The sequence below is a fragment of the Brevibacillus sp. FIR094 genome, from assembly GCF_050477165.1.
Lineage (GTDB): Bacteria > Bacillota > Bacilli > Brevibacillales > Brevibacillaceae > Brevibacillus.
In genome coordinates this window covers 21,891-35,346 of sequence record NZ_JBEAES010000035.1, presented here as the reverse complement: position 1 = coordinate 35,346, position 13,456 = coordinate 21,891, and the positions used below count along the sequence as shown (strand labels likewise).

Below are 13,456 nucleotides of genomic sequence, written 5' to 3'. Positions count from 1 at the left end.
TTCCCCCTGTCGTCTCTAATCGCGTAGACGCGGATCAAGTGCATCCTGCAAACCGTCGCCGAATACGTTGAAGGCGAACATCGTCAGCGAGATCATCAATGCCGGGAAAAACAGTCTCCACCAATCACCCGTTAAAATAACGCCCAAGCCATCGTTTGTCATCGTCCCCCAACTGGCGACGGGAGCCTGTACACCGAGTCCAAGAAAGCTGAGAAAAGATTCCGCAAAAATCGCCGATGGAATCGTAAAGGTCAAATTGACGATAATGACGCCAAATGTATTGGGAATCAGATGCTTTAGCAAAATTCGTGAAAACTTTGCCCCCAATACTTGGGCAGCCAGAATGAACTCTTGATTTTTCAATTGCAGGATTTGTCCGCGCACCAACCGCGCCATGCCGACCCAACCAGTAGCAGACAGGGCAATAATAATCGTCAGCATACCCGGCTCCATCACGACCATGAGCAAAATGACGACTAACAAATACGGCAATCCATACAAAATCTCGATAATACGCATGATCATCGTATCGATGCGATCCCCTCGTTTGCCTCGTCCCGCCATATAGCCTGCAATTCCCCCGACTGTCACTCCGATGACCAGGTCGATTAATGCCGCGACAATGCCAATCGTCAAAGAAATCCTCGCCCCGTACCATGTACGGGCAAACATGTCACGTCCCAGCTCATCTGTACCGAACCAATGCTCTGCGGAGATTTCCTGATTTTTGGTCAGCAAGCTCTGGTCGGAATAACTATACGGCACGAGATTCGGTCCAATAATCGCCATGCCAATCAAAGCGAGAATAATGAACAGCCCGAGCATAGCCAGCTTGTTTTTCAGCAGCTTCCGAATGACCTGCTGCCCATTGCTGAGACTCGGTCGTGCAATGACATTCGCCTGCGTATTTTTCATCAGCGGGCGAAATAACGGGTCCACTTTGTGCTCCATCGCCACAGTTTATCTCTCCTTGTTGGTCAGCTTGATCCGCGGGTCAATCAGGGTGTATGCGATATCAATCAGGAAAATGGTAAAAATCAGAATCGCACTGTAAAAAATAGTCGTACCCAAAATGACCGGATAATCACGGTTGAAAATGCCGTCTACGAAATACTTGCCAATGCCGGGAATCGCAAAGATTTTCTCCACAACAAAGGTCCCCGTTATCAAACTGGCAATCAAAGGTCCGAGAAAGGTGACAACAGGCAGAATCGCATTGCGAATGCCATGTCTGACGACGATGATAAACATGGGAATACCCTTTGCTTCTGCTGTTCGAATGTAGTTCTGGTTCATGACTTCAATCATGCTAGCGCGCATGTAACGGGTAATGACCGCAACCGGACCAAAGGCGAGTGCCAGGGAAGGCAGTATTGTATGTAGCCAGGTTCCCCATGTCGCAACGGGAAAGAGCGGCAGCTTAATCGCGAAAAAGTTGATCAGAAGCGGGGCCATAATGAAGCTCGGGATTGCTACCCCCAATACAGCAAGCGCCATGGCAACGTAGTCCAGCCATTTGTTGCGATTAAGCGCTGCGATGATGCCCAACGATATTCCGAAAAGAAGTGCGATCCCGATCGCTTGCGCACCCAACCACGCAGATGCACCAAAGCCATCGGAAATCATGTCATTGACTCCACGAGAGTCTGATTTAATGGATGGGCCTAAGTCGAGCATTAACAGATTTTTCAGATACAAAACGTATTGAACAGGCAACGGCTCGTCCAAGTTGTATTTGGCACGTAAATTATTGAGAATTTGCTCTGGCAACTGATCCGACTCCGAGGCAAACGGGTTCCCCGGAATGGCATGCATCAAGGCAAACGTCAGCGTCACGATAATCCACAGGGTGACGAACATCATCAAAATACGCTTTACCAGATAGTTTGACATGGAAGTCCTCCTCGTTTACTTAGCCAGTTCGTAAATGGCATGCGCGTAAATCGCCATGGCACGCAGCAGGTCGTCAATCTCGGCATATTCATCAGCCAAATGGGCCATGGATTCCTTGCCTGGAAAGAGCGGGCCGAAAGCAACACCAGACGGCATGATTTTGGCATAAGTTGCTCCTCCTGAGGAAAGAAGGGTCGCCGGTTCTCCCGTGTGCTCCTCGTACACCCGCGACAAGGTTTGAATCACGGGATGATCTTTGGGTACATAGTGCGACTTGGATGTCCGCAAAGCGGAAATCGTCCAGCCCAGCTCTGCCGTCCTTTGCTTCAATTTCTCCACGTATTCTTCACAAGAAACGGTAGCTGGATAACGGATATTGAGCCGAACTGTCCCTCCTTCGCTGGAATCGTAACGCAAAATCCCCGCGTTGACCGTCAGCTTGCCTGACACTTCATCCTCACAAGCCATATGTAGATGGTGAGCAAAATAATCTTCATGCAGGACATCAGCTAACATCGTAAGAAAGGACAAACTGGAGCCACCAAACGGGTACGAGCAAAAAAAAGTAGCCAACAAGGTTCCCGCATTCACGCCCTGGAATGGCGCCATCCCATGAGCCGGCTTTCCTGCGAGCGTGAATTGCAACTGTCCCAGCCCTAGCAGTTCCATACGACCAGTTGTGTGATTTTCATTCAGAAACATTTCCCACTCTTCCACCAATCGAGAAAGGACGACCTCCTGCCGTGCCTGAGAGTCCAGTCGTACAAGAGCGACTGCTTTTTCGGGAACACTGTTACCTTGATCACCGGAGACAAATGAGGCTAACTGCCATACTCCATTTTGTTCGATTGGTTCGATCACTGGAATCGTCAATGTCGGGTTGATCTGTCCCTTCTCTGCATGTGTCATCGGGAAGGAAGAATCAGGTGAAAAACCAAGCGGCGGGATACGATCATGCTCAGCAAAATGTTTCATGCACAGCCAGCCACTCTCTTCATCTGTTCCGATGACCATTCGCACGCGTTTGGATAGTGGCAAGCCTGAATCCTTGACCAGCTTTAACGCATAGTACGCAGCCATCGCTGGGCCTTTGTCGTCAATCGCTCCACGCGCATAGATGCGTCCATCGCGAATACTCGGCTCAAAAGGCGGGGTCGTCCAACCTTCTCCCACAGTGACAACATCGATATGAACGAGCACACCGATCTCTTCTTCCCCGTCGCCGAACTCGATTGTCCCTGCGTAACCATCCAGGTTTTTAATCTGGAAGCCATCCAGCTCACCGCGTGCGAGCATTGCTTCAAGCGCCGCGGCAACACCTTCGCCAAATGGCTTGCCTTCTTTTGCCGTCGTCATGTCTTCGATGCTGTTAATGGAAAGAAAGGATTTCAAATCATCCAGGTACTGCTCTCTTTGCAGAAGCGCTTGCTGCCGCCAGTAATCGCTCATATGCGTTCCCCTGCTTTCATCCGATGTAGATAGGCAAGAAAGGATTCACCTTTCGAGGAAATCTGACTTCCTTGTCTTCCTTTGCCCACTTGAATCAGCTCATCCTGCTGCAAAAGCTTCAGGCGATAGCGCAGCTGCTGCAAGGTAACCGAGTGACCTCTTTCTTGCAACTGCGCAAGTAGCGTATAGCGTCCTCCGCTTCCTTGCCCCAGCTCCTGCAAAATAGCCGTGATTTCATCCAGAAATCCTCGTTTTTTATATTCAGTGAAGATGATTTCACATTCGTTGTTTAGACCATCTACAGGCAACGGTGCTTCCGGTATTTCCCGCAGAAACGGCAAATGATACGGATACGCTTCATCCTCTACGACGTGTGCTAAATACTCGATCACATTTTCGAGCTCGCGAATATTTCCAGGCCAATCGTACTCACGGAGCGCCCGCATTGCATCATTAGTCAACGTAAACGGGGGGCGGCGCAAATCATAGGAATATTTCTTCATAAATTGATGGGCCAACCACGGGATATCCTCCCGTCTGTTCCGCAACGGCGGCAAATGAATCGGCAAGATATTCAGACGATAATACAAATCAGCGCGGAAGGCTCCTTCCGCAATCATCCGCTGCAAATCTTGATTCGTTGCTGCGATGACGCGAATATCTGTCGGGATGATCTTGCTGCCGCCTACGCGCATAATCTGGCGTTCTTGCAATACACGCAGCAGTCGGTTTTGAATAGCCGCGCTGGCATCTCCGATCTCATCAAGAAAAATGGTCCCTTTGTGGGCCAATTCAAACCAGCCGATATGTCCACCTTTACGCGCTCCGGTAAAAGCCCCTTCTTCATAGCCGAACAGCTCGCTTTCCAAAAGAGATTCCGATATGGCAGCGAAGTTTACCCCGACAAACGGCTCTCTTCTGCGTGGCGAAGCGTTGTGGATAGCCTGGGCGAGCAATTCCTTCCCTGTCCCTGTCTCTCCCAACAACAGCACGGTGGAGTTGCTTCTTGCGATTTTGCGGGCAATCTGAATCACTTTTTGTACAGGCACGCTCTCCCCATAGAAATCATCAAATTGGTACTTGGCTACCAATCCTTTGCTGTAAAGGCGCATGCGATAATCATGCTCAAGCTTTTCAATTTCTGCGGCCTGGCGAAACAAGAGCAGACTACCGAGAAAGCTTCCTTCCATGACGATGTGCATTTTGCGGAAAAAGTAGGTTTTGTTCGCCCAATCTACCAAAACATCTTTGTTCTCTTCACACTGCTGGATCAACTGATAAAAATTCGCAGGTAAGCAATTGGACGCCCGCTCACCGACGACTTCATTCCCATCCATCTGCAACGTATCGATTGCTTTCTGATTGACAAAACGGATATTTTCTTTTTCATCCATAGCAATCACCGCGTCCTCGATCCGATTGACGATGGCCTCCAAATATTTGCTCAACAGATGCGCATGCTGAATCTCGTTGTTCAGCTCTTTGGTGATATCGACCAACGATTGCATGGCGCGTGCGGTCACCTTTTGAAAATTTCCGTTTTTAAAATGAGAGTAGATGGCAAGCCATGTAGATAAATCGATGATCCGATACCCGATATCGACAACTTTGCGAATATGCGGGGGGACATGCTCTGCCTCTCCTGGTGTTACAGCAATCTCGATGTCAGGTGGATAGTCAGCACCTGGGTAATAGGGATATAGTTCAAAATCCATCCCAGAGGCACGCAGCAATTCCACATTTTCTTCAGCAGTCTCTTTGGTGTCACTGACGAGAAGCACTTTCACGCCTTTCGGGATTTCCAGCATACCGCGCAAATTATGGTACGGCAGCATTCGCTTGGCGATAATGATGCTGGATTCTTTTGGCACATACGGTTGTACAAGTGGGACGATGCTTTTGGTGGATACAATGACGAGGGCACCAGGCGTGATCGGGCGTAACGGTAGCTGGTCGACTCGCATCGCCTCGACATGGATATCATCGCCGATTCCCAATTCATGATATTGACTAACGACGGACTGTAGAAACTCATCCATTCTCGCAATAAATATGATCGATTTTTTGTCCATATCAGCCGCTCCAAGATGTAAAGTGAAGACAAGAACGTTTCGAATATTCGCTCTTGTCTTCGCTTATTTTACTTATTATTTATTGCCGATTTCTACCCATTTGTAGTCAATCGTGCCGACTGGATGACGAACGATGCCTTTTATGTTTGGCTGCTCCATAAATACTTTTGTCCCGAAATAGATAGGCACGAGTGGCATATCATCCATAAAAATTTTCTCGGCGTCATGCATGAGCTTGAAGCGCTCTGTTTCGTCGGCAGTGTTGCGAATCTTCTCGACCAGTGCATCATACTCTTTGTTGCTGTAGTTGACACGGTTTCCAGGATGGTCAGTCACGAACAGCTCAAGGTAATTGACCGGGTCTCCGTAGTCGGCAGGGATCGTCGAGCGGGAGAATTGAAGACTGCGGGCACGCTGTTCAGCCAGGAATACTTTCCACTCTTTGTTTTCCAGCTTCACATCTACCCCGAGATTTTTCTTGTACATTTCCTGCAAAACTTGCGCGATGGCCTTGTGTGCATCACTGGTGTTATACGTCATGGTGACAGGCGGGAGGGTTGTCCACCCTTCTTCTTCCATTCCTTTTTTCAGCAGTGCTTTTGCTTGCTCAACATCGTTATCTTTGAAGAAATCCCCGCCCTTTGTGCGGAAATCCGCTCCGTCTGGCTCCGGGAAGCCCAATGGCACGTGAGCCATGGCAGGTGTCTGTTTCCCTTGCACGACATTGTCGATCAAGGTCTTGCGATCGATGGCCAGCGCAAATGCTTTCCGAATGTTGGCGTTAGTGAATGGAGGTATTGTGGTGTTCATTCGGTAGTAGTAGATGGACGCTTCCGTTTCTACCTTTGCTTCCCCAGAATCGATCAACTGTTTCTTCATATCGTTTGGAACGGTCTGGATCATGTCGAGCTGACCTGTTTTGTACATTTGGAATTGCGTATTTTCATCGTTGACCATGACAAACTCGATTCCCGCATATTTGATCGAATCACGGTCCCAGTAGCCGTCGTTTTTCGTAAGCCTCACTGATTGGTCATGAACCCAATCTTCCATTTTGAACGGTCCATTCGTCACGATGCTTGCAGCGCCTTCCGCCCATTTCGGATTGCTCTCCACGGCTTTTTTATTCACTGGGAAGAAGGTCGGCTGCGTCAGGATGTGGAGGAAGTAACCTGTTGGTGCCTTCAGCTTTACCTCAAACGTCTTCTCATCTACGGCTTTTACCTGTACGCCGTCTGCATTTCCTGATCCTTTGTTGAACGCTTCTGCTCCATCGATGTAGTAGGCGAGGAAAGCAGACGGGAATGCATTGTTTGGATCGACAATGCGTTTAAACGCAAACTCGAAATCTTGCGCTGTCACTGGTTCGCCATTCGACCATTTGCTATCGCGCAGTGTAAAGGTATACGTTTTCCCATCCTCACTCACTGCCCATTTCTCAGCCATGGCTGCTTGCGGCTTGTGATCCTTGTCCAGTCGAACCAAGCCTTCCATTGTGGCATTCAACACTTCGTTTGAAGTACTGTCAAAGCCTTTTGGCGGATCAAGCGAAGGTGGTTCGGTCTTCAGGTTGAGCTTGAGTTTTGCAGCGACATTGGCTTGTCCACCTGAATCTGTGGACGCTTGACCTGCTGTACCTCCTCCTGTTGGCGGCGTTGTTGACTGGCTACAACCTGTAATGGCAAGAACAGTGACAAGTGCAGCAGTACTCAGCAGCTTCCATCCTTTTCGCATGTTCATTGCATGTGACCCCCTTTTCTTTTTGAACAACAATTAGCTTTGTTGCTTTATGAATAAACGGCACCACTGGGAATGCCATTTAGACACGTAAAGAAAAATCTGTCTTGGCGAGACTAAAGGAAGTCTCGATCCGTCCGACAACGTTACCACTCATGTTTGTAATGGGAGGATTCGTGTATTCCGCGAGCGTTTCCAAAGGACCATCCATGCCAATTCCCAGTTGACGAAGCACTTCATTGACGACCGGATTGATCGCCCGTGGTCCTCCATCCTCGATTTTGATGGCAATGCCCAAACCTGTTTCTCTATCGCCCAGGCAATACACGGACTCGGCGCCTGCCTTCCCTACGATACGACCGCCAAAAGCTGTCATGAGGTCTGTGCAATATCGATTCTCGCCTCCGACCATTTCGGGATGAGCAATCATGGCATCCGCAATACGCTGAACGGCTTTTCGTCGCTCGGGATTCTCGATCACCTCTGGTTTCGCCAGCTTGGCGAATGCCCACGCGTAATGGGCGAGCGGCAATTGATGGACGGGAACCCCACATCCATCTGTCCCGAGGTTGATTTTGTCTTTGGGGCAGCCTGTTATGTCTTCGACTACATCGAGAATCCGCTGTTGCACTGGATGCATAGGCAAATGATAGGTAGACACGTCCTCCCCCATATGTGTCGCGGTGGCGATCATGCCGGAGTGCTTACCGGAGCAATTCGAGAATACAGGTGTAAGCGGCTTGCCCTCCCGAATCAGCTGTTTGTAGCTCTCCTCATGACGTGGTACATGTGTCCCGCATTGCAATGCCGATTCTGGCTGACCTGCTCGCGCAAGCATCGAGAGCGCCCGCGCGCGATGGCGTGGCTCTCCACTATGAGAAGCGCAACAGAGCGAAAGATCAGCAGGCTCGAAGTCATACCGATCTGCCGTCCCCGTCTCGATTACCGGAATCGTCTGCAACGGCTTCATACTGGAGCGTGCATATGTAAGGCGATGGGGATCACCGTACGAATAGAGCAATGTCCCCTTCGAATCAACGACAGCAATATGTCCGAGATGGGAGCTCTCTACCTGTTCTCCCCGGTATATGTTGGCAACGACGTTCATAGCAAGTCTCCTTTAAGTGTGAATAGTAGAATGATTGTACTTTTCTACACTAAGCAATTAGCGTGCCAATGCATGGATATGACAGTTAATATTGAATTTTCTGCTATTTTACCCATAAGTAGCTGGACAAAAATAACAATCCGAACAATAAACAAGCCACCCTATAAACGTTAATAGGTTGTCCTTTTATATAATTAGGCTACCTTTATGATCAAATAAAAGAAAAACACCCCTTTCTATCCCGAAATCGGAAATAGGGTGTCCTGTATAGCCTTCTTCTTATTGTTTGGCAACCCGCTGCATATCCGCTTCGACCATCATGTGAATGAGCTCTTCCAGCTTCGTTTTCGGTGCCCAGCCGAGCTCTCTCTTCGCTTTTTCCGGATTGCCCAACAAAATGTCCACTTCTGCTGGCCGATACAATTCCGGGTCGATCACGACGTAATCCAGGTAGTTCAACCCAACATAATCGAAGGCGATTTTGCACATCTCTTCCACTGTCGCAGTTTTTCCTGTCGCAATGACATAGTCATCTGGCTTATCATGCTGGAGCATCAGCCACATCGCTTCCACGAAATCACCGGCAAAGCCCCAATCCCGCTTCGCCTGAATATTCCCCAGCCGCAGTTCCTTTTGCTTGTTCGCAGCAATTCTTGCGACTGCATGTGTCACTTTCCTTGTCACGAATTCCAGTCCACGCAAAGGTGATTCATGATTGAATAAGATGCCGTTCGTGCTAAACATCTGAAAGCTTTCCCGATAGTTTTTGGTCATCCAGTAGCCAAACAGCTTGGAGACTGCATATGGGCTTCTTGGGTAAAAAGGCGTTTGCTCCGATTGCTGTGGCTCCTGGATTAATCCGTATAGCTCACTTGATGAAGCCTGATACATTTTGATTGCGGGGTCCGTTTCCCGAATCGCCTCCAGAACATGCAGGACACCTATTCCAGTTACTTGCGCGGTCAAAATAGGCTGCTCCCACGACGCACCGACAAAGCTCTGCGCACCTAAATGATACACTTCCTCTGGTTTGCATGCCTTCAATGCACGCGTCAATGACGACACATCCAATAGATCGCCATCCTTGTACTCTACGTGATCTGCGATGTTCAAATACTCCAGCCGCCACCTGTCCACCGTGCTACGACGTGGTACCAGTCCTACCACATGGTACCCCTTCTCAAGCAAAAATTTTGCCAGGTAAGCGCCGTCCTGACCTGTGATTCCTGTAAGGAAAGCTGTTTTCATCCGCTACTACTCCCCTTCTTCAGGCTGTGCCGTAATGTTCATTCCGGTAAGTTCCCTTGAGCATCTCTTAAGCTTATGCCGGACCATGTTCATTCGTTCAGTTGTCAGGGTGAGGTCAAGAATAGAAGTCCGTAATAAACGAATGAAGGCAAACTGTTGCCATTGATCAAGGAGGAGGTAGGCGGGTAACAGATCAGTAAGTCCTAAACGCGATAAATAGTCCCAGACCAGCTTGGAATTCGTTCCACTCACTCCCTCACCATTTCGTTAATACCCTAGTAAATGATGTCGTACTCTACACGCGGGAGTGAACTCTACATGGATGCAAACTGGCACGCACACTACACACGCTGGAACGAGTGTGAATCCCTCGATCCAGAGCTTCGTCAGCAGTTAACCGCCATGCACACTGATGAAAAGCAGCTTGCTGATTGCTTCTCTGCCCCGATTACATTTGGAACCGGAGGCATGCGCGGGGTCATGGAGCCGGGAATAAACCGCATCAACTTATACACGATTCGCAAAGCGAGCGCAGGGCTAGCTCTTTATTTGCTCGAAACATACCCGGATCTGTCCGTCAAAAAAGTCGTCATTGCCTATGATTCACGGAAACACTCACAGTTGTTTGCCAAAGAAACCGCCAAAGTTCTCGGTCAGTACGGGATTACTACATGTATATTCAACCAGCTGACTCCTACCCCTTTGCTTTCCTTTGCTGTACGCCACTTTTGCGCGTGTGCTGGCATTGTCATTACAGCAAGCCACAATCCTCCCGAATATAACGGCTACAAAATTTATGGCGCGGACGGGGGGCAAATTACGCTCGCGACAGCCGAACGACTGATGGAACAGATCGTTGCAGCCGGAAATGAACTCGAAATCACCCCAGCCAATGAACCAGAGCTGTACAAAAATGGACTTCTTCACTACATTGACGATTCTCTCTTACATTCGTATTTGGAAAAAGTAAAGCAATTACGCGTCCATCCTGACTTATCTCCTGCGATCCGGGAGCAAGTGAAGATCGTCTTTACTCCCCTGCACGGTACGACGCATGAGTCTATCACGCGTGGTTTGAAATTTTTCGGGTATACACAAGTGAGTGTTGTTGAAGAGCAAGCTGTCCCTGATCCTAACTTTTCGACTGTAGCCTCCCCTAATCCCGAAGAGCCTGAGGCGTTTCGATTAGCGATTTCATCCGCCAAACAGGTGGATGCTGACCTGATCATGGGCACCGACCCTGATGGAGATCGCCTCGGTGTGCTCGTCAAAAATCAGGCAGGAGACTACAGCGCCCTGACAGGGAATCAGTTGGGAGCCTTGCTTCTTCATTATCTGCTGGAAACCAAACAAAAAAAGGGGGAGCTCCCCTCTAACGGCATTGTATTGAAAACAATCGTCACGTCTGAAATGGGCAGAGCCATCGCGACAGACTTCGGTGTATCAACAGAAGACACTTTGACAGGCTTCAAATATATTGGCGAAAAAATCGAAGCCTACGAAAAGAGTGGAGCGTACGTCTTCCAATTTGGTTATGAAGAAAGCTACGGATACTTAATCGGCGATTTTGTCCGGGATAAGGATGCCGTACAAACTGCTTTGTTGCTGGCTGACATGTGCGCGTATTACAAATCACAGCACAAAAGCCTCGATGACACCATGAATGACTTATTCAACCGTTACGGTCATTATGCGGAAGAGCTGATTTCTTTCACGTGCAAAGGAGGAGATGGCATGCAAAAAATAGCGGCAACGATGTCTTCTCTGCGCAGTCAGCCACCTTCCCAAATCGCCTCCTACCCCATCATAGCCATCGAAGATTACGGCAGCGGAATCTACACAGATTGTCAAACACGTACAACTACACCGCTCACCTTGCCTGCCTCGGATACGATCAAATACTTTTTCCACGATCAATCGTGGTTTTGTGTCAGACCCTCAGGTACAGAGCCCAAAATCAAAATCTATTTAGGAGTGAAAGGAACGAGTAGGCAGGATAGCCAAGAAAGGCTTTTCACCTTGAAACAAGCTGTCTTACAGCTGCTCGGATTCTAGTATGGACTAGATTTCCAAATAAGGACCGGATTGATGAGGATGTCCCCCCTCGTCTGTTCCGTACCGAGGAGGATGATAAGCTTGTTCTGGTGGTAATTCAGAAAAACCAGATTCACGAAGCAAGTCGTGTCTAAGAAAAAAAGCGTTGACGCCCTTTGAATCTGTCCCCACCAAGGCATACCCCAACCTGGTTCCCAAAATGGCCAAGGAACTCAAGCTGGCACCAAAATAGGTAGTACCACCCCATATAAAATCCGGTTGATACTCAATCACCATTTTTTGTGGAGGTGGAAAAGACGCATTGTACTCAATAACAACAAGTCGCGGGTTGTAAGTAGAAAGAGCTTGCCATACCCAGTAATCATTGCCGTCAATGTCGATGGAGAGCAGATCAAATTCCTTTGGAACACCATTGTCTTCGAATAACGGAGCAATATTTTCTTTCGTGATCGACTCACATTTGATCGTGAGCTGCGGGAAGGGGGCATAATCGGCAGACATTTTTTTGCAACTGTTCAGGTCGCCTTCCATCGCCAATCCGCTCCATCCATGCTGCGTGACGAGATTTTTGATCATGCATTCCGAGCCATCTCCAACTCCGAATTCTACACAATAGCGATTCGTAGTTCCGATTCGCGAAAATATTTCTTCAATGATGCCGTCTTCTCCATTTTGGGAATACACTCGTTTTTCATACCGGTTTAACCCATCCATTCTCCCCACGCCTCCATTTACAACGTCCGTCTTTACGTATCTTATTTTTCTTTTTGTGGATACGATTGGTCATTCAATGAACAGGCTGCAAAACAGGCTATTTGCATACATCTTATACAAAATGTTCCACGTAAGAGGCGCCAGCCGTTTCAAGGCCCTCCTCGGGACAATATATTAGGATAAAGTTTATCAATAGGAGCCTATTAGGCATTTTGTAAGACAGAGGAGATGTATAATTGTGAGTTTGCCCATCGTGTTTATTCACAGAACGGCTGAAGAGCATGTAGGATTTTGCATGCAACAGGCGAAATACAGCAATCCTTCCTCTCGTGTCATTCTCATCGGAAACCCAGAAAACAAGAATCTTTCGAAAGAAAACTCAGAGCACTTCCTGTTGAGTCATTTCTATCAAAGCGCCCAAGCTTTTTCTTATGTTTACAAGCACACCACTTCCAACACCTATGAATACAATCTGTTTTGCTTCCAACGCTGGTTTATTTTGCGCGATTTTATGAGGAGTCAAGGGATAGAACGTTGCTGTTATCTGGACTCCGACGTGATGCTATACACTGATATCAACAAGCGAGAAAATGAGGATTACGATGACTTTACGTTTGAGTATACCTGGACGACCGTATGCGACCTGGAAAAACTCAATCAATTTTGCGATTACGCGACCAAGTTTTTTCGCGAACCTCTCCACTACCAGACACTGCTTCAATTCGCGAAAAATGAACTCGGAGATGTACCCATTTCTGACATGGTGTTGTTTATCCTGTTTCACAATTACGTGCTTCGCCGCAATGCTACGTATGGTATAGTTGCCAACGGCTTTTTCGATCATAATCTCAACTGTCCTTTTGCCCCATCCTGCCCGCAGGCCGACAGCCACGATGGGAAGAAGCAGATTTATCAAAAGGCTGGCACTCTCTATTGCAAAATAACGGGCACGACAGACTACCTTAGCGCTCATTCCTTGCATTTTCAAGGACTTGCAAAAGGATATATCCCCTACTTCCGCTCACAGGACATCCCGAACACAGATGATTTCATGTATTTCGACTATCCAACCTGCAAATGGGTGCGAGCCGAGCTCTGATCCCCATAAAATTCCGGTTGAAAACGAGCTGTGCGCCGTGCCATTTTTTCACGTTTTTCCATATTCATAATATGTTAAGCT

Annotated in this window: 11 protein-coding genes; 2 read left to right on the top strand and 9 right to left on the bottom strand. The window is 48.3% G+C overall.

Going from position 1 to position 13,456, the window contains the following annotated elements:
* Positions 1–15 precede the first annotated feature (15 nt).
* The 8 genes from ACQ5DJ_RS24355 to ACQ5DJ_RS24320 all read right to left on the bottom strand — a co-directional run bounded on the left by ACQ5DJ_RS24355 (position 16) and on the right by ACQ5DJ_RS24320 (position 9,759).
* Positions 16–951 carry an ABC transporter permease gene (locus ACQ5DJ_RS24355; protein WP_429844692.1) on the bottom strand — a complete coding sequence of 312 codons (936 nt, stop codon included), beginning with the start codon at positions 949–951 and terminating at the stop codon, positions 16–18.
* A 9-nt stretch (positions 952–960) separates the two neighbouring features.
* On the bottom strand, positions 961–1,893 hold the full coding sequence (locus ACQ5DJ_RS24350) for an ABC transporter permease (RefSeq protein ID WP_069850659.1): 933 nt from the start codon (positions 1,891–1,893) through the stop codon (positions 961–963).
* 15 nt (positions 1,894–1,908) lie between these two features.
* Complete coding sequence (gene pepV / locus ACQ5DJ_RS24345; RefSeq protein ID WP_429844675.1) at positions 1,909–3,342, bottom strand: dipeptidase PepV; 1,434 nt, start codon at positions 3,340–3,342, stop codon at positions 1,909–1,911.
* Entirely contained in the window at positions 3,339–5,414 is a 2,076-nt protein-coding gene (locus tag ACQ5DJ_RS24340; RefSeq protein ID WP_429844674.1) for a sigma-54 interaction domain-containing protein, read from the bottom strand. Before ACQ5DJ_RS24340 ends, pepV begins: the two co-directional genes overlap by 4 nt.
* Before the next feature lie 75 nt (positions 5,415–5,489).
* Positions 5,490–7,154, bottom strand: a complete 1,665-nt coding sequence (locus tag ACQ5DJ_RS24335) for a peptide ABC transporter substrate-binding protein (RefSeq protein WP_429844673.1) — start codon at positions 7,152–7,154, stop codon at positions 5,490–5,492.
* A 79-nt stretch (positions 7,155–7,233) separates the two neighbouring features.
* Complete coding sequence (locus ACQ5DJ_RS24330) at positions 7,234–8,259, bottom strand: asparaginase (RefSeq protein WP_429844672.1); 1,026 nt, start codon at positions 8,257–8,259, stop codon at positions 7,234–7,236.
* 279 nt (positions 8,260–8,538) lie between these two features.
* Positions 8,539–9,507, bottom strand: a complete 969-nt coding sequence (gene gmd, locus ACQ5DJ_RS24325; protein ID WP_429844671.1) for a GDP-mannose 4,6-dehydratase — start codon at positions 9,505–9,507, stop codon at positions 8,539–8,541.
* A gap of 6 nt (positions 9,508–9,513) precedes the next feature.
* Positions 9,514–9,759, bottom strand: a complete 246-nt coding sequence (locus ACQ5DJ_RS24320) for a hypothetical protein (RefSeq protein ID WP_429844670.1) — start codon at positions 9,757–9,759, stop codon at positions 9,514–9,516.
* Positions 9,760–9,825: 66 nt separating this feature from the next.
* On the opposite strand from ACQ5DJ_RS24320, the gene ACQ5DJ_RS24315 reads away from it, so the two are divergent.
* Complete coding sequence (locus ACQ5DJ_RS24315; RefSeq protein ID WP_429844669.1) at positions 9,826–11,562, top strand: phospho-sugar mutase; 1,737 nt, start codon at positions 9,826–9,828, stop codon at positions 11,560–11,562.
* Positions 11,563–11,568: 6 nt separating this feature from the next.
* On the opposite strand, the gene ACQ5DJ_RS24310 is transcribed toward ACQ5DJ_RS24315, so the two are convergent.
* Positions 11,569–12,276 (bottom strand): hypothetical protein, encoded by a 708-nt coding sequence (locus ACQ5DJ_RS24310; protein WP_429844668.1) that lies wholly within the window; start codon positions 12,274–12,276, stop codon positions 11,569–11,571.
* 238 nt (positions 12,277–12,514) lie between these two features.
* Here ACQ5DJ_RS24310 and ACQ5DJ_RS24305 point away from each other — a divergent pair, with 238 nt between their 5' ends.
* The gene (locus ACQ5DJ_RS24305; protein WP_429844667.1) at positions 12,515–13,375 is read left to right on the top strand and encodes a hypothetical protein; all 861 of its coding nucleotides are present in this window, start codon (positions 12,515–12,517) and stop codon (positions 13,373–13,375) included.
* Positions 13,376–13,456: the final 81 nt, after the last annotated feature.